General features: G+C 69.1%; 19 protein-coding genes and 10 tRNA genes. 16 read left to right on the forward strand and 13 right to left on the reverse strand.

Translation table 11 applies throughout. The features are described 5' to 3' along the window. Positions 1-12 precede the first annotated feature (12 nt). Positions 13-996 carry an aminoglycoside phosphotransferase family protein gene (locus ACQPYZ_RS33595; RefSeq protein WP_433163118.1) on the forward strand — a complete coding sequence of 328 codons (984 nt, stop codon included), beginning with the start codon at positions 13-15 and terminating at the stop codon, positions 994-996. 230 nt (positions 997-1,226) lie between these two features. Beyond that, entirely contained in the window at positions 1,227-1,706 is a 480-nt protein-coding gene (locus ACQPYZ_RS33600) for a nuclear transport factor 2 family protein (RefSeq protein ID WP_433163120.1), read from the forward strand. A 61-nt stretch (positions 1,707-1,767) separates the two neighbouring features. On the opposite strand, the gene ACQPYZ_RS33605 is transcribed toward ACQPYZ_RS33600, so the two are convergent. The 5 genes from ACQPYZ_RS33605 to nadC all read right to left on the reverse strand — a co-directional run bounded on the left by ACQPYZ_RS33605 (position 1,768) and on the right by nadC (position 5,003). Beyond that, the gene (locus ACQPYZ_RS33605; RefSeq protein ID WP_433163122.1) at positions 1,768-1,959 is read right to left on the reverse strand and encodes a hypothetical protein; all 192 of its coding nucleotides are present in this window, start codon (positions 1,957-1,959) and stop codon (positions 1,768-1,770) included. Positions 1,960-2,296: 337 nt separating this feature from the next. After that, positions 2,297-2,746 carry a hypothetical protein gene (locus ACQPYZ_RS33610; RefSeq protein WP_433163123.1) on the reverse strand — a complete coding sequence of 150 codons (450 nt, stop codon included), beginning with the start codon at positions 2,744-2,746 and terminating at the stop codon, positions 2,297-2,299. Positions 2,747-2,795: 49 nt separating this feature from the next. Further along, on the reverse strand, positions 2,796-3,089 hold the full coding sequence (locus ACQPYZ_RS33615) for a DUF1330 domain-containing protein (protein ID WP_433163125.1): 294 nt from the start codon (positions 3,087-3,089) through the stop codon (positions 2,796-2,798). A gap of 44 nt (positions 3,090-3,133) precedes the next feature. Next, positions 3,134-4,114, reverse strand: a complete 981-nt coding sequence (gene nadA, locus ACQPYZ_RS33620) for a quinolinate synthase NadA (protein ID WP_433163127.1) — start codon at positions 4,112-4,114, stop codon at positions 3,134-3,136. Between the two features lie 16 nt (positions 4,115-4,130). Next, on the reverse strand, positions 4,131-5,003 hold the full coding sequence (nadC, locus tag ACQPYZ_RS33625; RefSeq protein WP_433163128.1) for a carboxylating nicotinate-nucleotide diphosphorylase: 873 nt from the start codon (positions 5,001-5,003) through the stop codon (positions 4,131-4,133). 70 nt (positions 5,004-5,073) lie between these two features. Between nadC and ACQPYZ_RS33630 the strand changes: the two genes are divergently transcribed. Further along, positions 5,074-5,778 (forward strand): NUDIX hydrolase, encoded by a 705-nt coding sequence (locus ACQPYZ_RS33630; protein ID WP_433163130.1) that lies wholly within the window; start codon positions 5,074-5,076, stop codon positions 5,776-5,778. Positions 5,779-5,869: 91 nt separating this feature from the next. On the opposite strand, the gene ACQPYZ_RS33635 is transcribed toward ACQPYZ_RS33630, so the two are convergent. Both ACQPYZ_RS33635 and ACQPYZ_RS33640 read right to left on the reverse strand, forming a co-directional pair. Next, a tRNA-Thr gene (locus ACQPYZ_RS33635) sits at positions 5,870-5,945 on the reverse strand. 219 nt (positions 5,946-6,164) lie between these two features. Beyond that, positions 6,165-6,962 (reverse strand): SDR family oxidoreductase, encoded by a 798-nt coding sequence (locus tag ACQPYZ_RS33640; RefSeq protein WP_433163131.1) that lies wholly within the window; start codon positions 6,960-6,962, stop codon positions 6,165-6,167. 393 nt (positions 6,963-7,355) lie between these two features. Between ACQPYZ_RS33640 and ACQPYZ_RS33645 the strand changes: the two genes are divergently transcribed. The 13 genes from ACQPYZ_RS33645 to ACQPYZ_RS33705 all read left to right on the forward strand — a co-directional run bounded on the left by ACQPYZ_RS33645 (position 7,356) and on the right by ACQPYZ_RS33705 (position 10,968). After that, positions 7,356-7,424 (forward strand) — tRNA-OTHER (locus tag ACQPYZ_RS33645). A gap of 209 nt (positions 7,425-7,633) precedes the next feature. Next, positions 7,634-7,709: transfer RNA gene (locus tag ACQPYZ_RS33650), tRNA-Pro, on the forward strand. 92 nt (positions 7,710-7,801) lie between these two features. Beyond that, positions 7,802-7,875 (forward strand) — tRNA-Arg (locus ACQPYZ_RS33655). A 2-nt stretch (positions 7,876-7,877) separates the two neighbouring features. Then, positions 7,878-7,951: transfer RNA gene (locus ACQPYZ_RS33660), tRNA-His, on the forward strand. 49 nt (positions 7,952-8,000) lie between these two features. Continuing rightward, a tRNA-Leu gene (locus tag ACQPYZ_RS33665) sits at positions 8,001-8,077 on the forward strand. A gap of 71 nt (positions 8,078-8,148) precedes the next feature. Beyond that, a complete protein-coding gene (locus ACQPYZ_RS33670; protein WP_433163133.1) occupies positions 8,149-8,595 on the forward strand; it encodes an HNH endonuclease in 447 nt (148 codons plus the stop codon). A 24-nt stretch (positions 8,596-8,619) separates the two neighbouring features. Then, positions 8,620-8,692, forward strand: a tRNA-Gln gene (locus ACQPYZ_RS33675). A gap of 29 nt (positions 8,693-8,721) precedes the next feature. Further along, a tRNA-Ser gene (locus tag ACQPYZ_RS33680) sits at positions 8,722-8,814 on the forward strand. 1 nt (position 8,815) lies between these two features. Continuing rightward, positions 8,816-10,036 (forward strand): RtcB family protein, encoded by a 1,221-nt coding sequence (locus ACQPYZ_RS33685; RefSeq protein ID WP_433163135.1) that lies wholly within the window; start codon positions 8,816-8,818, stop codon positions 10,034-10,036. A 40-nt stretch (positions 10,037-10,076) separates the two neighbouring features. Then, positions 10,077-10,165, forward strand: a tRNA-Ser gene (locus ACQPYZ_RS33690). 42 nt (positions 10,166-10,207) lie between these two features. Continuing rightward, complete coding sequence (locus tag ACQPYZ_RS33695; protein WP_433163137.1) at positions 10,208-10,654, forward strand: methyltransferase family protein; 447 nt, start codon at positions 10,208-10,210, stop codon at positions 10,652-10,654. Then, positions 10,651-10,734, forward strand: a tRNA-Tyr gene (locus ACQPYZ_RS33700). Before ACQPYZ_RS33695 ends, ACQPYZ_RS33700 begins: the two co-directional genes overlap by 4 nt. A 39-nt stretch (positions 10,735-10,773) precedes the next feature. Further along, the gene (locus tag ACQPYZ_RS33705; protein WP_433163139.1) at positions 10,774-10,968 is read left to right on the forward strand and encodes a hypothetical protein; all 195 of its coding nucleotides are present in this window, start codon (positions 10,774-10,776) and stop codon (positions 10,966-10,968) included. A 187-nt stretch (positions 10,969-11,155) separates the two neighbouring features. Here the strand turns inward: ACQPYZ_RS33705 and ACQPYZ_RS33710 are convergent, their stop codons facing one another. The 6 genes from ACQPYZ_RS33710 to ACQPYZ_RS33735 all read right to left on the reverse strand — a co-directional run bounded on the left by ACQPYZ_RS33710 (position 11,156) and on the right by ACQPYZ_RS33735 (position 19,010). Next, positions 11,156-12,529, reverse strand: a complete 1,374-nt coding sequence (locus tag ACQPYZ_RS33710) for an FAD-binding oxidoreductase (RefSeq protein WP_433163140.1) — start codon at positions 12,527-12,529, stop codon at positions 11,156-11,158. Beyond that, positions 12,526-13,392 (reverse strand): U32 family peptidase, encoded by an 867-nt coding sequence (locus ACQPYZ_RS33715; RefSeq protein ID WP_433163142.1) that lies wholly within the window; start codon positions 13,390-13,392, stop codon positions 12,526-12,528. The genes ACQPYZ_RS33710 and ACQPYZ_RS33715 overlap by 4 nt, the downstream gene beginning before the upstream one ends. After that, on the reverse strand, positions 13,389-14,645 hold the full coding sequence (locus ACQPYZ_RS33720; protein WP_433163143.1) for a DUF2088 domain-containing protein: 1,257 nt from the start codon (positions 14,643-14,645) through the stop codon (positions 13,389-13,391). The genes ACQPYZ_RS33715 and ACQPYZ_RS33720 overlap by 4 nt, the downstream gene beginning before the upstream one ends. A gap of 188 nt (positions 14,646-14,833) precedes the next feature. After that, the gene (locus ACQPYZ_RS33725; RefSeq protein WP_433163145.1) at positions 14,834-16,675 is read right to left on the reverse strand and encodes an IlvD/Edd family dehydratase; all 1,842 of its coding nucleotides are present in this window, start codon (positions 16,673-16,675) and stop codon (positions 14,834-14,836) included. Continuing rightward, positions 16,672-18,123 (reverse strand): aldehyde dehydrogenase (NADP(+)), encoded by a 1,452-nt coding sequence (locus tag ACQPYZ_RS33730; protein WP_433163147.1) that lies wholly within the window; start codon positions 18,121-18,123, stop codon positions 16,672-16,674. Before ACQPYZ_RS33730 ends, ACQPYZ_RS33725 begins: the two co-directional genes overlap by 4 nt. Next, complete coding sequence (locus ACQPYZ_RS33735; protein WP_433163149.1) at positions 18,120-19,010, reverse strand: fumarylacetoacetate hydrolase family protein; 891 nt, start codon at positions 19,008-19,010, stop codon at positions 18,120-18,122. Before ACQPYZ_RS33735 ends, ACQPYZ_RS33730 begins: the two co-directional genes overlap by 4 nt. Positions 19,011-19,015 lie beyond the last annotated feature (5 nt).

Genomic DNA, 19,015 nt, shown 5'->3' on the forward strand with positions numbered 1-19,015 from the left:
GGTGTCGAGTTGGTGGGACCGAGCTCGGGAAATCGGTTTGTGGCGTTTCGAAGAGACGACCTACAGTCTATGCCGATGACCGACACGTCCGAATTGTTGCCATTGCCGGACCGGAAGCCGATCGATGAGGCGGTGGCGAGGAGGCTGATCGCGGGGCAGTTCCCGCAGTGGTCCGACCTCGAAGTCCGGCCGGTCGATTCGCAAGGGTGGGACAACCGCACGTTCCGCCTCGGCGATGAACTGCTCGCGCGATTCCCGACCGCCGAGGAGTACGCGCTCGCAGTGGAGAAGGAACATCGGTGGTTGCCGGTCTTCGCGCGTACGTTGGCGTTGGAGATTCCGGTTCCACTGGCCAAAGGCGTACCCGCCGAAGGCTTTCCGCACAACTGGTCGGTGTATCGGTGGCTCGATGGAGTTCCCGCCGACAGCGCGATCGTCGAGAACCTGACGGCGTTTGCCGTCGAACTCGCCGAGTTTCTCCTTTCCCTGCAGCGCATCGACTCGGCCGCCGGACCGGGGCCGGGGCTGCACAATTGGTTCCGAGGCGGTCCGCTGACGACGTACGACGGATGGGCTCGGGCGGCTCTGAAGACCTTGGACGGCGTCATCCGGACCGAGGTCGCCGAGGAGGTCTGGGAACGGGCGCTGCGAACCTCGTGGAGCGGCCGGCCGGTCTGGTTTCACGGTGACGTGGCCTCGGGAAACCTCCTGCTGAAGGATGGTGCGCTCGCGGCCGTCATCGATTTCGGCACCTGCGGCGTCGGCGACCCGGCCTGCGATCTGGCGATCGCCTGGACCATGCTGTACGGCGAGAGCCGGGCCGTGTTCCGCGATCGCCTGGACGTGGATGACGCGACCTGGGAGCGTGGACAGGGCTGGGCGCTCTGGAAGGCACTGGTCGCCTGCGCCGGAGCAGTCCGCGACGGCAACGCCCTCCCGGCGGACGCCTCGTTCGTGGTCGAGCAGATCCTCACCGCCAACGAGCACCCACACTGACGACGGAAGCCCCGCGCGCCCTCGCCCTGACTCCACGAGGGCCGGAAACTCGTCGCTGTCGGCTCGCGCCTTGTCCCGCCCGGCAGTGCACCCGGGACGGCATGCGCGTTGGGCGAAGAAGCGCCGATGCCGCGCCCTGATCACAGCCGAACTCACATCAGGCTCGGCGATCGCGTTCAACCTTCGCGGCACGTATCAGCGTGGCGGCAGACGAAGAGAGGATGCGACGCATGAAGGCAACACCGGAACCGACCGGCAGTCCGCTCCGGAACGGCAGCTCGCCGCTGTCCGGGGATGATGTGATGGCCGTGTTGAACCGGTTCTACGCGGCCGAGGCGAAGTATGTGGCCGCGCGCGGCATCGGCACCGACTTCACCGAAGTCGCTGCCTTCCTCGATCCCGAGGTCGTGGTGTACCAGGCGCCCGGCCTGCCCTTCACAGGGACCGGGATCTGGCGTGGCCATCGAGGCGTTCAGGCCTTCCTCGACCTCTTCTCCGAGACCTGGCAGTCGATGGACGTGATCGACGCGCGAGCCCTCGTCGATGGGCGTACGGTCGTCGTGCTACTCCGTGTACGTTTCTGCGCACGGGCCACCGGCCGTACGGTCGAGACCCACATCGCCCAGGTCAACGTGGTCACCGACGGCCGGATCACCAAATTCCGGCCGTACTACTGGGACCCGGCAGCGATCGCCGACGTCTGCTCCTGACCATTCCGCGGACTGGTCCGGCGCCTGCTGACGGTGAGGCACCGGACCGGACCTGACGCGGTCAGAAGAGCCGGCCGACCAAGCCGTCGAGGAGGTCGGCGACCCCGGGCTTAGCGTTGTCCGGATCCCACTCCGGCCCCAGGCTTCCCGGGTTCCATTCCGGTCCGAGCTGTCCCGGGTTCCATTCCGGACCGAGGTAGCCGGGCGTCCACTCGGGCCCGGGCGTGGTGGCCGCGGCAGTGCCGGCGGTCAACGCCAGCCCGGTCCGGTCGCAGCGACTAGGGCGAGCGTGCGGTAGACCTTGCGCATCATCGAGAACCATCCGTTGGCATGGTTGGTTGCAGGTGAGTACGTGGCAAAGGACCACCGGCGTTCAGCCGAGTTCGAACTGCTGCATTCCCTGGGCGAAGTTGCCCTTAAGCCCCACCGAGTGGCGGTCGGCTGTATCGCGTAGAGAGGATGGTCCGGACCGGGCGGAGTCCCTGGGGTCGACGCCCGACCTTGGTCCGACAGTGATCTGTGCTAGCCGGAGGAACCGATCGCGGCTGGTCCAGTTGTTGACAGCGTCCGGTCGTAGGTATCTCCGAAGCTCAGGCCGGTTCTTGTGGGTGGAGCAGCGGACGGATTTCAGTGAGCATGTCCCGCAGCTCGGCGGATCCCTGACGAACCTGTGCACTGGCGTCGAGCGACAGCTCGTCGCATGCTTCGACCGCACGGTCCCTCTCGGAGGCGAACATCGTGAACACAGCCGCGACGGCGTCTCCGACGTACGTGCGGTGTTGAAGATCCGCTGAGGCCAACGCTTCAGCGATGATTGCGAGTCCTGCGAGGTCGTGGCGCCGGAGCAACGCCTCTGCGGTCGCATAGGTGACGAACGTGTCGTTGGCATCAAGGACTAGTCGAAGCAGCGACTCGCGTGCTTCTCGAGCGTCGGCGAAACTGGCGAGGGCACGACCCGCGTCGACTCGATCGTGGTAGTCCTCGCTGTTCGCCAGCGCGGTGAGCGCGATGATCGCCGGGCGCCTCCGATCGTCGTCCATACCAAGATCGTGTCACGCGCTCAGGCCGAATCCGCTTAACCGGACATCGTCAGTCGAGGCCTTCGACGATGCGGAAGTCGCGTTCGACGCCGTCGGACAGGGCGACGAGCGCTTTGTGGTAGGCCGCACTCTCGCGCGCTGCAATGGCCTGCTCGAAGCTGTCGAACTCGACCAGGACCGTGCGTTCGGCGATTCCGGCGTCGTGGGCGACGACCCGACCGCCACGGATGAGGGTCCGGCCGCCAAACGCCTGGACGGCCGGACGGGCCAACTCGTTGTAGGCGGCCAGCTTCTCAGGGTCTGAAATGGTGCGGTAAACGCTGACCCAGTAGCCCTTGGACACGAAACCTCCAGTGTGATGAGCGGATGTGACTTGCGGGAGCCGGGTCATCGAGCGCCGGCAGGCTTGCCGATGGCAACCATCCGCTCGACCGAACGCTGGGCTCGCTCGATGATCTCGGGCGGCAGGTGGATCTCGTCGCGGCCTTCGCGTAGGCATCGCACCAGCAGCTCCGGGGTGATCATCTTCATGAACCGGCACGAGGCCTTCGGGTTCACCGGCACGAAATTCGTTCGCTCGTTGACCTTGCGCAGCTGATGGAGCATGCCGATCTCGGTCGCGATCAGGGCCGTCTTCGCGGTCAGGTCGCGGGCGGTGTCCAGCATGCCGGCGGTGGAGAGGATGTGGGTCCGCTCGGCCGGCAGATCACCCACGCCGGCGAGCCAGATCGCGGACGATGCGCAGCCGCACTCGGGATGGACCAGGACCTCGGCCTCGGGATCGGCCGCCACCTGCGCGCGCAGGTCGGCCGCGCTGATGCCGGCATGCACGTGGCATTCGCCCATCCATACTTCGATGTTGTCTCGGCCGGTCTGCCGCCGGACGTGTGCTCCGAGGAACTGGTCGGGAAGGAACAGGATCGGCTGATCCGCCGGAATCGAGTTCACCACCTCCACCGCGTTGGACGACGTACAGCAGACGTCGGCCTCGGCCTTCACCGCCGCGGTTGTGTTGACGTAGGCAACGACTGCGGCATCGGGGTGCTGGGCCTTCCACGCCCGTAGCTGGTCGGCATCGATGGTGTCAGCCAGCGAGCAACCCGCCTGAGCAGTCGGGATGAGCACGGTCTTGTCCGGGCTGAGGAGCTTGGCGGTCTCCGCCATGAAATGTACGCCGCAGAACACGATGGTGGAGGCGTCCGTGTCGGCAGCGATACGCGACAGTGCGAGTGAGTCGCCGACGTGGTCGGCGACGTCCTGGATCGCCGGTTCCTGGTAGTTGTGGGCGAGAATCACCGCGTCGCGCTCCTGGGCGAGGCGGCGTACTTCGTCCTGCCACGTGATCGCTGGGTGCTGACCAATGGTCACAACAGTTCCTTCTTCCTCAGTTGACGCCGTGATCGCGAGCGACCAGCAGGCTGATGTCGAGTGCCGTGGGGGAATGGGTCAGGGCGCCGACCGAGACGGCGTCGACACCGGTGGCGGCGACGTCTGCGACGGTGTCGAGCGTGATGGTGCCGGAGGCCTCGAGTTGTGAAGTGGACCCGGAGGCGTTGCGCCGCTCGACGATCAGGGCCATCTCCTCGGCCGGCATGTTGTCCAGCAGGATCCACTCGACCTGGCAGTCCAGCGCTTCGCGGGCTTCCGCCGCGGTGGTGACCTCGACCTCGATCGCCAGGCCTCTGCCTTCCGCGGTCATGCCGTCCCGGACCCGGCGTACGGCGGGAAGGATGCCGCCGGCCGCAGCGAGATGGTTCTCCTTGAGCAGGACCATGGCGGCCAGGTCGAGCCGGTGATTCGTCCCGCCGCCGCAGTTGACGGCGTACTTGTCCATGGCCCGAAGGCCGGGCGCCGTCTTGCGAGTGTCGAGGAGTCGCACCGGGCGCGCTCCGATCGCGGCCACGAAGGCGGCCGTAAGGGTTGCGATGCCGGACATCCTTTGGACGAAGTTCAGCGCCACGCGCTCGCCGGTGATGATCGAGCGCGCCGCACCACTGATCGACGCGAGCCGCTGTCCAGGGAGGACCGGATCGCCATCGGCAACAGCCGGCCGCACCGTAACGGTGGGATCGATCGCGGCGAACACACCCTGTAGGAGCGGCAGACCGGCCACGCGACCCGCCTGCTTGGCGACCACCGTCGCCTCGACGTGTAGTTCAGCCGGGACGCTCCATCGCGTGGTGACGTCGTCCACCGTCTGGTCCTCGGCCAATGCGGCCGTCACCGCGGTCCGGACCGTCTCCGTCGTCAGTTGCATCGCTTGCTCCGACCCTTCGTGGTGTTTTCGCTTCAGAGGCGATAACTAGCTTCACGCTACCATCGGCGTCGTGCCCGCAGCCAAGAAAGGTGACCCGGTTAACTTCCCCAGCTACCCGCACGAGGTGCTGTCGGTGGTCTTGTCGGTCCGGGACGGCAGGTTGTGCGTCCTGCTGTGGAAGCGCGCACGGAGCCCGTACCGCGGTCGCTGGGCGCTGCCCGGCGGCGGGGTCGAGCCCACACAGCGGCTCCGGGAAGCCATCACCGGGCACCTGGCGACGAAGGTCGCCGTCCGCGACGTCGCACACCTCGAACAGCTGGCCACCCACAGTGCGATCGATCGCGATCCGCGGGCCCGCGTCCTGGCGACGGCGTACCTCGGCCTGGTGCCGTCCGACGTACAGCCGGTGCTTCCGTCCGACACGGTCTGGCATCCGGTCGACGATCTGCCGCAGACCGCGTTCGACCATCACTACTTCATCGATGCCGCGGTCGGTCGGCTGCGCGCGAAGCTGTCCTACACGAACATCGGCTTCGCGCTGGCTCCCCTGGAGTTCACGATCGCCGCGCTGCGCGACCTGTTCGGCGCCGCCCTGGGGTACGAGCTCGGCGCCACCAACCTGACCCGCGTCCTGACCCGACGCCACGTCATCGACCCGACCGAGCGCCGAGCCTCCCCCGGCCAGAGCGGCGGCCGGCCCGCCACCGTCTACAAATTCGTCGCCCGCGAACTGACCGTCACAGACCCCTTCGCAGTACTCCGACCACCCCGCTGAACCGCAAGCAGCTGAGGACCGTCCCGCACCACGACCGCCTAAACGAAGAAACCCCCGAGTCAGAAAGTTGCCTCTGACCTGGGGGTTCGGGTGGAGCCGCCTGTCGGAATCGAACCGACGACCTTCTCATTACGAGTGAGACGCTCTGCCGACTGAGCTAAGGCGGCGTGGCCCGGGGGCCGAGGCAAGAGTGTAGCGGGAGGGGTGGGGAGATTCCGAATCGGATAGGTCGGCAGGCTCGATCCCGGCGCGGGTGGAGGCGGGCCGTGGGGGTGTCAGGGAGCCAGCCGTGGGGGTGTGGGAGAGCTCGGCGTGGGGGTGCGGGCGAGCTCGGCGTGGGGGTGCCGGAGAGCTCGGCTTGGGGTGCTGGAGCTCAGCGTGAGGTGTTAGGGGGATAGGAGGGCGGGCCAGTTGACTGAGTGGGCGTAGGTGGGGAAGGGGATGGGTGGGCGGCCGGTGAGGTGTTCCACGGTGGGGGTGGGGTGGGAGTCGCCGAAGGATTGCTGGTGGGTGAAGAAGGCGATCTCGGCTTCGACCTGGTCGGGTGGGGCGGTGGATGCCTGGCGGTAGTCGGCCGATGCCCCCTTGTAGTGGATGGGGCGGTCGGCGGCCTCAGCGATGAGGGCGACGGCTTCGGCGAAGCTGTGCATCGTGGGGCCGGTGACCTCGTAGGTCTGGCCGTGGTGGCCGGAGCCGGTGAGGGCTTCGACGGCGACGGTTGCGATGTCCTCGGCGTCGACGAAGGAGTGGCGCTGGTCGCCGAGCGGTACGACGAGTTCGCCGGCCTGGATCGCCGGCAGGAAGAAGCCCTCGTCGAAGTTCTGGTTGAACCAGTTGGCCCGCACCACGGTCCACTCGGCGCCGGCATCGCGGACGAGGCGTTCGGCGGCGTACAGGCGGTCGTCGATCTCCTCGGCGTGCATTGTCGACAACAGGACAAGACGCCGTACGCCGCTCGCGACGGCCTGCTCGATGAACGCCGGCTCGACGGGTACGCCGTCCGGCGCCATCACGTAGATGCCGGTCACACCGTCCAGCGCGGGCGCCCAGGTCTTCGGGTCGGCCCAGTCGAACCGCGGGTCACTGTGGCGAGAGACAGGGCGTACGGCGATCTCCCGCTCGCGGAGGAGCCGGGTGACCCGCCGGCCGGTCGAACCTGTTGCGCCGAGCACCAGAAGAGTCATGCACCCATGACACCAGAATCCGCGGAACCGGGCCGCACGGGAGCGCGTCGGAGTGCACGAGAAATACCGCCGGAACATTTCACCACCGAAATACGTTGACTTCTTTGTGGCGCATGGGTGAGACTAATGCCCGCAAGGAACGACAGACCGAGGAGATCACTGTGACCGGGAAGTGGAACGCGAGAGAGGCGTGGCGGGTTGCCATCGCCTTGCCGGCGTGCCCGCGACCCGGGTTCGCCGACCGATCCGTCTGCGGCGAAGCCTTTTATCACCAGCTCGGCACCGAGCTGAGCCCGAGCATGGACGGCCCACCTGGCTGATCTCCAGCAGGAGATCCTCTCCAGGAGCCGTCTGATCCGGGTATCCGGAACCAGGCGGCTCTTTTCATTTCACGTCGGTGTGCACTGGTTGCCGACCGGATTCCAAACCCGCGTCGCGAGGGTTCGATTCCTTCCACCGATGCTTTCTTCGGCATTTACGAATGCCGACCCGAACAATTGACAACTGGACATTCATCGCATTTTCCGCCGGGCCGCCGAGGTCCGGCGGACCTTCCCTGCGGCGCCGCCCGTGCGCCGGGGAAGACGCCCGGGCGGGTCCCGGGCAACCGTCCCCGGGACTGCCTCGGGGGACAGCCGCCGGCCGTCCCCACGCACCTCCCGGGGACGCGACCAGCTGTGGGCCAGTGGCTAGGCCGCCTCATTTGGGTTGAGGACGACGGGGGTTCGAGTCCCTCCAGCTGGACCAGGCGCCCGCAGGATGCTCAGCTACCGGCCGAGCGGGCGCCACGAACGTGCCCTGCGCCGGAAATCCGCACCACATCCGGCGCAGGGCGCTGGACGCCCGTGGCTCAACAGGAGAGAGCACCGGTCTACGAAGCCGGGGAGTGCAGGTTCGAGTCCTGCCGGGCGTGCTGTGTCCGAGGCTGAAGTGGGCGAGGCACCGGGACGTGACCCCGGAGGAAGCGGGTTCGAGCCCCGCCGGACACCCGAGACGTACGACGGCCGGCCACGGCGCGCCGCCGTACGAGAAGAACCTGCGGCTCTGGCCCAACTGGGAGAGGCGCCTGGCTTAGAACCAGGAGGTTCAGGGTTCGAATCCCTGGAGCCGCACCACGTACACGACCGACACAGAGATCACCGACTTCGCGGGGCGGGGTCGGGCACTGGGAGGGAGGAGGGACCACATGAGCGGTGTGATCGTGCTCAACGCCTCGTACGAGCAGCTGCATGTCGTGTCGATCCAGCACGCCATCCGGATGCTCGTCCGCGAGGTCGCCGTCGTCGAGGAAGCGCACGACGGCGCCGGCATCGGCCCGTTCCCCCGGCCCCGGGTGCTCCGCCTGGTCCGGTACGTCGTGACCAAGTGGCGCTACGCCTCCGGCCGCCTGCAGTACACGCGGGCCGGCGTACTGAAGCGCGACAAGCACACCTGCGCGTACTGCGGCCAGCCCGGCGCGACCACGATGGACCACGTGATCCCGCGATCCCGTGGTGGACGTGGCGAGTGGCTGAACGCCGTCGCCGCGCACGCGTCCTGCAACGAGAAGAAGGGCTCGCGCACGCCCGAGGAGGCCGGCATGCCACTGCTGTGGAAGCCGTGGATCCCCTCGCGTGCCGAGATAGCGCTCTGACGCGACCCCCGCGGCGGAGCGCGATGCCAGGTGGGCGACGGCGTCCCACCCTCGGTTCTGACCCGGGGTCCCGCAGGTTCGAGCCCTGCCCTGGCAGCTGTACGCCGTACGCGGCGTACGTGACCTGGTGAGATAAGCCGAGTGTCAGGCCTAGCGGCAGCCGTCTCGAAAACGGCCGGTCCTTCACGGGACGTCTGGGTTCGAATCCCAGTCTCACCGCATGCACACGATCGAGGAGAGTGAGGAGATGAACGTGGAGTTCCCGGTCGAGCTCAGTGGGGCCAAGGGCTCCACGCTCATGTGGGCGCACGAGCACGAGGTGGATGTGCAGGCGCTGCAGCAGCTGCGGAACATCGCGGCGCTGCCGTGGGTGCACGGCGTCCGGGTCATGCCCGACGTCCACCTCGGCAAGGGGGCGACCGTCGGGTCGGTGATCGCGATGAAGCAGGCGGTGTCGCCGGCCGCCGTCGGGGTCGACATCGGCTGTGGGATGGAAGGCGTGCTGACCTCGCTGACGGCCGCGGACCTGCCGGACGACCTGTCCGCGATCCGGTCCCGGATCGAGGCCGCCGTACCGGTCGGGTTCCGGGCGCACGAGTACCCGGTGAGTGTGCGCAGGCTCGGGCTCAACCGCGGGTGGGATCGGTTCTGGGGTTCGTTCTCGAGCCTGCACGACGGGGTGCAGGACCGGGAGAAGAAGGCGCAGCAGCAGATGGGATCGCTGGGTGGCGGCAACCACTTCATCGAGGTCTGCCTCGACGACGAGGACCGGGTGTGGCTGATGCTGCACTCGGGCAGCCGCAACATCGGCAAGGAGCTCGCCGAGCGGCACATGCGGATCGCCCGGACGCTGCCGCACAACGCGGACCTGCCGGACCGTGACCTCGCGGTCTTCCTGTCCGGCACGCCGGAGATGGACGCCTACCGGCGTGACCTGACCTGGGCGCAGGAGTACGCGTCGCGCAACCGCGCAGTGATGCTCGCCCTGGTGATGCAGGCGGTGCGGGAGTCGTTCGTCCAGGAGGTCCGGTTCGAGCGGCCGATCTCGTGCCACCACAACTACGTCGCCGAGGAGCACCTCGACGGGCTCGACCTGCTCGTCACCCGCAAGGGCGCGATCCGGGCCGGGCGCGGGGATCTCGGGCTGATCCCGGGGTCGATGGGCACGGGGTCGTACGTCGTTCGCGGCCTCGGGTCGGAGCGGTCGTTCTACTCGGCCTCGCACGGGGCAGGCCGGCGGATGAGCCGCAACGAGGCGAAGCGCCGGTACACGGTCGACGACCTGATCGCCCAGACCGCCGGCGTGGAGTCCCGCAAGGACGCGGGCGTGGTCGACGAGATCCCGGCGGCGTACAAGGACATCGAGTCGGTGATCGCCGCTCAGTCCGACCTGGTCGAGGTCGTGGCCCACCTCAAGCAGGTCATCTGCGTGAAGGGCTGAACGGGTCCTGCCGTGGTCAGGGGACACGGCAGGACCTGTTGGTGAGGTCCGCCTGAAGGCAGGGGCAGCGGTTTGCTAAACCGTCGGCCGGGTGCGCCCGGTCCGCGAGTTCGAATCTCGCTCTCACCGCTCTCCGGGGTACATGGTGCTGTGGAGGAACACAGTCGAGGAATGGCGGGTGGACGTCACACGATCGCGAAGCTGACCAACGTCCCGATCCCCGAGGCCGTTCTGGCCGGGATCGCGGTCGGGTGCGCGCTCGAGCAGGTTCGCCCGTGGCGGTTGAAGCGCCGGCAAGCCGCCGGATGGTCGGCGGTCATCGCGGGCAGCGTGATCGTCACGGCCGCGGTGAGCGCCGCGGGACGTACGACGCTGGCGCAGCCCGACACGTTGGTGACGACCGGCGTGTACGGCGTCAGCCGCAACCCGATGTACGTCGGCACCACGCTGCTGCACCTGGGAATCGGCCTGACCACCCGATCCGGATGGATCCTCGCCACGCTGCCCCTCACGTCCGCGGCGATTCACCACGGCGTGCTCGCCGAGGAACGCCGGTTGAGCGAGCAGTTCCCCGAAGAGTTTCGGCAGTACTGCGGCGCAGTTCGCCGATATCTGTAGGAGCGCCACCGTGGGAGAGGTGGGGCGGGCTGTAAACCCGTTGCCGCGAGGCTGAGCAGGTTCGAATCCTGTCTCCTGCACGTCAGTTGTCGACAATCCGACAGAGAGGAGGACCGGCCATGGCCGACCTCAGGAACAGAAAGCGAGTGCCCGGCGGACGGACCGGTGCTCCGGTGCGGCAGGGGCACGCGATGCGCCGGGTGCGGCTCGCGTGCGGGCACGTCCAGCGCGACCGGATCGCCCACCGCGGCGATCACGTCTGGTGTGAGGCCGACTGCTCCGACTGGGTCCGCGTCGTCGCGGTCGAAGAGTAGGCGGTCGAAGAGTAAGCGGTCGAGGAGTAAGCGGTCGAAGGCAGCCGACCGGCCGGCCAGGCCGGCGAGAAAGTAGGCAGCCGGGGTACGCCGTACGGAAGCGGCGTACCCCACCGCCCTCTGGTGACGGATGCACGCCTGGCTCTCCGAAGGCCGGGTCCCTGGTTCGACTCCAGGCAGGGGGACGTCAGAGGAACAGCTTGTCCGGGTTGAGCAGATTGTCCGGGTCGAAGACCGCCTTGATCTCGCGCTGCAGGCGGACGCCGACCGGCCCCAGCTCCTGCGCGAGCCAGTGCCGCTTGAGCTTGCCGATGCCGTGTTCGCCGGTGATCGTGCCGCCCAGGGACAGGCCCAGCTCCATCACCGCGCCGAAGGCCTCGAGCGCCCGCGCCTCGGCGGCCGGGTCGTTGCGCTCGAAGATGACGGTCGGGTGCATGTTGCCGTCACCTACGTGCCCAGGGCAACAGATCAGTACGTCGTACTTGGTGCCGATCTCCGCGATCCCGCGCAGCAACGCGACCAGCTTCGACCGCGGTACGGCGACGTCGTCGACCAAGGTGATCCCGAGCGGCTCGAGCGCGGGGTTGACCAGCCGGCGCGCCTCGAGCAGCATCCGCGACTCCTCGGCGTCCGAGGCCTCCGCGACCTCGATCGCACCGTGCTCCGAGCAGATCGCGGCGATCAACGCCACGTCCTCGGCCGCGCGCGGCCCACGGTCGGACTGCGCGATCAGCAGCGAGCCGACGTCGGCCGGCAGGCCCATGTCCCGGTAGTCCTGGATCGCCCGGGCGGTCGGCCCGTCCAGGAACTCCAGCAGCGACGGCCGCAGCCCGGACGCCATCACCGCGGCAGCCGCGGCGATCCCGTCCTCGACGGACAGGAACGTGGCCGCCGCGGTCAACGCCGCTTCGGGCACGGGCCGCAGCGCCAGTGTCGCCTCCGTGACGACACCGAGCGTCCCTTCGGATCCCACCATCAACCGCGTCAGGTCGTACCCCGCGACGCCCTTCGCCGACCGGCGGCCGGTCCGGACGACCTCACCCGACGCCAGCACCACCTCCAGTCCACGCACGAAGTCCGACGTCACGCCGTACTTCACACAACACAGCCCACCGGCGTTGGTGGCGATGTTGCCACCCACCGTGGACATTTCCCACGACGACGGATCCGGCGGGTAGAACAGCCCCTTGTCCAGCACGGCTCGCGACAACTCGGCGTTCACCACCCCGGGCTGGACGACGGCGACCTGGTCCTCGACCGAGACCTCCAGGATCTGGTCGAGACGCGCGGTCGACAGCAGCAGGCAGCCGTCCAGGGCGTTCGCCGCACCGGACAGCCCGGTCCGCGCCCCCTGCGTGACGACCGGCACCCCGAACGAACCGGCCGCCTTCAGCACCTCCGACACCTCGGCGGTCGACGACGGCCGCACGAGCACCCGCGGTACGCCGGCCGTGCAGAAGGTCGCGTGGTCGTTGCGATGAGTGTCCAGTACGTCGGGATCGTCGAGGACAGCCTTGTCCCCGAGCGCCGACCGCAGCCGAGCGACGAGCGGATCGGTCATCCTTCGTCCTGCTCGGCCAGGAGACGCAGGATCAGTTCGGCCCGGCGGACGCGTTCGCGGCCGAGGGCTTCCGCCGTACCGGCGAGGTGGGCGCCGACCGGGTAGATGTTCGGCGCGTTCCGCAGCCCCATCTTCAGGTAGACGGGCGCGGCGACGCGGACGATCTCCGGGACGTCGTAGAAGCGCACATGCCCGCCCTGGTCGTCCGGCACCTCGATGTACATGTCGATCGGCACGGACGTCACCGACCGGATCTCGGCGAGCACCGGCACCGGCAGGTCGGTCGACACGTTCAGACTGGTCGCGCCGAACCGCTCGTACAGCCGGGCGGTCGGCGCGTTCGCCAGCGGCATCAGCACCGACGTCTTCAGCACGAGGTCCGACGGCAGCGACCCGTCGACCTTGAGCTCACCGAGGATCTCCAGGACGCCGAGGTCGCCGACGAGCAGGCTGCGGACACCGAGCTCGACCGCCCGGAAGGCATCACACAGCGAGGCGGCAACCATCTCGTTGCCTCGGGCAACTCCGCCGACCGCGGCCGACACCTTGGCCTGACCGCCGATGTCCCACGCGCCCCGCGGCCCGAGGAACAGGCAGACCTCGACGCCCGCGGACGCACCGAGCGACAGCATCTCCTCGATCTCGCCGTCGGTCAGCATCATCACGCCGCTGCCCTGCGACACGCGGTCGATGGTCACCCCGCGGGTCTTGGCCTCCTCCAGCACGGCCGCCATCACCCCCGGCCCTTCGCAGGACGGGATCTCCACCTTGTACGGCGACCCGTCCGGGAACGTCGACGTGGACGTGTCGCCGGGGCGGAAACCGCGGTCGGCCAGCAGCGCGTGTGCCTCGCGAAGGTTCATGCGTCACTCCAGGGTCCGAGCCGGCCGGCCGACGTCAGGTCCCGCGCCGTCCCGGTGATCTCCAGGTCGAAGCGGTCACCTGCCTCCGTCAGCAGCGCCGGCGTCACCATCAACTCGTTCGGGGACAGGGTGTCCTTGATCCGGGCCAGTCGCAGCTCGGACCAGTCGCGCCGGCCGCACATCGTGACGGCGGCGAGGACGGCGGCCTCGTCGTCCTCCATCACCATCGGCAGCCGCGACCGGCGGGCACCGCCGGCGCCCGAGGTCAGCGCGTTCACGTAACTCACCCGCAGGTCGATCTGCTCGAGGATGCGCGCCGGGATCACGTCGGCCAGGCCGAGTCCCGAGGCGTTCCCGTGCGAGGCCGGGGACAGCGAGTGCACGGTGATCGCGGCGATCGACGGCGATTCGAACTCCGGGATCCCGTGCACCCAGCACCGGCCGATCACGTTCGTGTCCATGCCGGCGCCGGACTTGTCCTTGCCGAGCTCGTCCACCACCAGGACGTCGAGCTCGTCGAACGGCAGCCGCCCGAGCAGGCTGCCGGCCCGTTGCAGCAAGGCGTTCTCGGCCGGTCCGGCGATCCCGTCGGCGTCGACGAACTCCACCGACGCGGTCCGTTCGAGCGCGTTCTCCAGGATGCCGAGGCCGCCGAGGATCTTGCCTTGAGCAACCACCATCCGGGCGGCCGCCTCGATCGAGGAACCCAGTGAAGGGATTCCGCCGGCGTGCAGGGAGGCTGCGCCGGCGTGGTTGCCGAGCCCGATCGCCAGGATCTTCGCGAGACCGCTCTCGATCGGCCCGCGGAAGTCGGTGTGCGGTTTGATCCGGTTCACCAGGAGTACGCCGTCCGCCTTCGCGGCGATCGCGTCGTGGTGGACCGGCGTACCGTCGTCGAGACTGCCGACGACGACCGTCTCCATCGTTGCCTCGACCGGGCAGCCGACCGACTCCGGAGTGATCCCGAGCCCGGCCAGCATCTCCCGCTGACCGTCCGCGGTCGCACCGCCGTGCGAGCCCATCGCCGGTACGACGAACGGCGCGGCGCCGACTGCGGTGAGCCAGTCCACGGCGGCGCGCACCACCGGCACGAGATCGTGGATCCCGCGACTGCCGGCGGTCACCGCGATCCGCGCGCCCGGGAGGATGCGCTCGCGCAACGGTTCCAGCGCCGCCTGGGCCTCGGCGTACGGATCGGCCGAGGCCGGGAGGTCCGGGAGCAGTCGCCGGACGGGCGTGACCTGCGGGATCACGCCGTCCGGCCGCAGCCCGCGGACCTGCTCGAACGGCCCGAGAGGCCCAAGAGCACCCCTCGCTCCGCTCGGCGGTGGGGAGGAGACGGGCGGTGGGGAGGAGGCGGCCGATGGGGAGGAGCCGGGCGGCGGGGAGGAGGGTGTGTCGGGGGGCCCGGAGGAGGCTGGGGGCTGGAGTGGGGTTGTCATCAGTGGCTCTGGCGGGCGACGGCGGAGCCGGTGCGGCCGACCAGGAAGTCGAGGTCGCACCCCTGGTTGGCCTGCGTGACGTGGTCGACGTACAACCGGGCCCAGCCGCGGTCCGACGGCGGCGCCGGCGGCTGCCAGTCGGCCCGCCGCTTCTCCAGCTCCTCCTCCGGGACATCGAGGTGCAACCGCCGCGCCGGGACGTCGAGCTCGATCCAGTCCCCCGTCCGTACGAGCGCCAACGGTCCGCCGACGGCCGCTTCCGGCGTGACGTGCAGTACGACGGTGCCGTACGCCGTACCGCTCATCCGCGCGTCCGAGATCCGCACCATGTCGTCGATCCCCTGCTCGGCCAGCTTGCGCGGGATCGTCATGTTGCCGACCTCCGGCATCCCCGGGTAGCCCCGCGGGCCGGCGTTCTGGAGCACCAGCACGGTGTCCTCGTCGACGTCCAGGTCGGGGTCGTCGACCGCCTTGTCGTAGTCCTCGATGGCGGTGAACACCAGTGCCTTGCCGCGGTGCCGCAGCAACCGCTCGGATGCCGCCGACTGCTTGATCACTGCACCGTCGGGCGCCAGATTGCCCTTCAGTACGGCGGTCCCGGCGCCACTTCCCAACGGGTTGCCGACAGCACGGATCACGTCAGTGTCCACGGTCCGCTCGGCCTGAGCGACGTTCTCTCCGATGGTCTTGCCGGTGACGGTGATCGCGTCGGTTTTGAGCAGCGGCAGGATCTCCTTCATCACCGCGGGCAGGCCGCCGGCGTAGTAGAAGTCCTCCATCAGGTACTTGCCCGACGGCTGCAGGTCGACCAGCCACGGCACCCCGCGGGCCCACTCGTCGATGTCGTCCAGCGTCACGTCGACACCGACCCGGCCGGCGATCGCGAGCAGGTGGATGACGAAGTTCGTCGAGCCGCCGATCGCCGCGTTCGCCCGGACGGCGTTCGCGAACGCGTCCCGGGTGAGGATGTCGCTCGGCTTGAGGTCCTCGCGCACGAGCTGGACGATCCGCTGACCGGTCTGCTGGGCGATCGAGTAGCGCCGCGAGTCGACCGCGGGGACCGCCGCGCCCCCGGTCAGCTGCAACCCGAGCGCCTCAGCCATGCAGGCCATCGTGGACGCCGTACCCATCGTCATGCAGTGCCCGTTGCTGCGGGACATGCCGGACTCGGCCGCTGCGTAGTCCTCCTCGGACATCCGGCCGGCGTTGCGGTCCTGGGTGAACCGCCAGACCGCCGTGCCCGAGCCGATGTCGCAGCCGCGGAATTTACCGTTCAACATCGGTCCGCCGGTGACCACCATCGTCGGCAGGTCGACACTGGCAGCGCCCATGATCGAGCCCGGCGTGGTCTTGTCGCAGCCGGTCAGCAGCACCGCGCCGTCGATCGGGTTGCCGCGCAGCGACTCCTCGACGTCCATGCTGAGCAGGTTGCGGAACAGCATCGCGGTCGGCCGCAGCATCGTCTCGCCGAGCGACATCACCGGGAACTCCAGCGGGAACCCGCCGGCCTGCCAGACGCCGCGCTTCACCGAGTCGGCGACTCGCCGCAGGTGCGCGTTGCACGGGGTCAGCTCGGACCAGGTGTTGCAGATCCCGATCACCGGGCGGCCGTCGAACACCTCGTCGGAGAAGCCCTGCGCGCGCATCCAGGACCGGTGGATGAACCCGTTGCGGTCCTTCTCGCCGAACCAGTGGTCGAAACTGCGCCGCCCGATCGGCGCCTCCGGCCGCTCACCGCCGAAACCGCCACCGGTCTTCTCCGGCGTCGGCTCACCAGGTACGTCGCCCGGCAGCCGCGGATCGGAGTCCACCGGGTCGTTGGTCGGGGGAAGATCGCTCATCGAGACACCTCACCTGTTGTCACGGCCCCGTTGATCCGGCGGCTGATGCCGGCCGGGTTCGAGTCCTTCAGTACGGCGGGCAGCACCGCGTCGGGCGTGTCCTGGTAGGCCACCGGACGCTGGAACCGGCGGGCGGCCGTCACACCGACGCTGGTGTGGATCGATCCGACGGTCGAGGGGTACGGGCCGCCGTGGTGCTGCGCCCAGGACACCGCCACGCCCGTCGGCCAGCCATTCCAGAGCACACGTCCGGCCCTTGCCGTCAGCAACGGCAGCAGCTCGGCCGCCAACTCGGTGTCGGACTCCTCGGCGTGCAGCGTGGCGGTCAGGTTGCCCTCGAACGTCTCGACGGCGGCCTTCAGCTCGTCGACTCCGTCGTACTCGACAACGATCGAGACCGGGCCGAAGCACTCCTCGAGGATCTCGTCCCGGTGGGCGACCAGCTCGGTGACCGTTGTCTGCAGCAACGTCGCCGCACCGGCCGACCAGACTCGGATGCCCTCCACCTTCTGCAGCCGGTCGAGGCCGGAGGTGAAGCCCTCCTGGATCTTGTCGTTCAGCATCTTCGCTTCGGCCACACCGCCGGTCGCCTCGGCCAGCTGCTCCTGCAGGCCGTGGCCGGACGGGAGGAACAGCAGGCCCGGCTTGGTGCAGAACTGACCGACGCCGAGGGTGAAGGAACCGACGTACCCGGTCGCGATGTCCTTGCCTCGGGCATCGATCGCGGCCTGGGTGACGAAGACCGGGTTGAGGCTGCCGAGCTCGCCGTAGAACGGGATCGGCTCGGGCCGGGTGACCGCGATCTCGTGCAGCGCCTTGCCGGCCGGCACCGAACCGGTGAACCCGGCCGCCGTGATCCGTGGGTCCTTGAGTGCGGTGACGCCGACGTCGAAGCCCTGGATCAGGCCGAGGGTGCCGTCCGGCGCGCCCGCGGTCCGCAGCGCGTCGATCATCACCTCGGCGGTCCGGACCGACAGGTCGGGGTGGCCCGGGTGCGCCTTGACGATCACTGGGCAGCCGGCGGCCAGCGCGGACGCGGTGTCACCGCCGCAGACGCTGAACGCGAACGGAAAGTTGCTGGCCGCGAACACCAGCACCGGCCCGAGCGGGACGAGTACGCGGCGAAGATCCGGCCGTGGCACCGGCTTGGCGTCCGGGTCGGCCGTATCGATGATCACGTCCAGCAGCGAACCCTCGTCGAGTACGTCGGCGAACATCCGCAGCTGCCCGCTGCTCCGCGCGACCTCGCCGCGCAGCCGGGCCTCGGGGAGCGACGACTCCCGCATCGCGATCGGGACGAGCTCGTCGGCGGCCGCGTCCAGCGCGTCCGCGACGGCGCGGATCCACCCGGCCCGAGCGGCGGGCTCCGAAGCGCCGAGCGCCGGTGCGGCCGCCGCCGCGTCGGCCAGGGCCTGCTCGAGCTCGGCGGGCGTGGTGTCGGGGGTCATCGCTTTGCCTCCAAGTTCTCGGTCGCCAGGAACGCGAAGGGTTCCCGGCCGACTGCCACCGTATTCATCAGCGTGCCGACCTCGGCGACGGTGATCGTGATGACGTCGCCCTCGGCCAGCGCGAAGCCGAGCTCGGGCACGATCCCGGTCCCCGTCGCCAGGATCACGCCGTCCGGGAAGTCGTTCGGCAGGAACAGTACGTCGATCAGGTCCTGGAGCTCCCGCACCAGCTTCGCGGTGGACGTCGTACCCGCGAACACCTCGTCGCCCGCGCGCTCGATGACCAGGTCGATGCTCAGGTCCTTCGGGTTCCCGACCTCCCAGACCGGCCGGATCCCGGCGGCCAGCGCGCACCCGCCGGCGAACAGCTTGGCCTGCGGGACGTAGAGCGGGTTGACGCCCTCGATCGACCGCGAGCTCATGTCGTTGCACACGATGAAGCCGACGATCTCGCCGTGACTGTTGGCGACGACCGCGAGCTCCGGCTCGGGTACGTCGTGACCGGAGTCGGACCGGATCCCCACCGGCTCGCCGTCCACGACCACGCGCCAGGCCGGCGCCTTCTGGAACAGCTCCGGGCGGTCCGCGGTGTAGACCTTGTCGTACACGGACTGCTCGGTGCTCTCCTCCATCCGCGCACCCCGCGACCGCTCGTAGGTGACACCCGCGCACCAGACCTCGCCGCGACCGTCGAGCGGGGGCAGGAACCGGACGCCGTCGGCCGGCACCGGCTCGCCGAGCTTGCCGACCGCGGTCTGCAGCTCGTCGACGGTCAGCCGGAGCAGCTCGGCGACGCTGCCGACGCCCTCCACCGGAGCCACCGTGTCGCCGGTGCGTACGCCGACGACCGGGCGCCCGCCGGAGGACTGGTAACGGACCACATGCATAGGTA

Origin of the sequence: Kribbella sp. CA-247076 (genome assembly GCF_050942445.1) — a bacterium.
Classification (GTDB): Bacteria; Actinomycetota; Actinomycetes; order Propionibacteriales; family Kribbellaceae; genus Kribbella.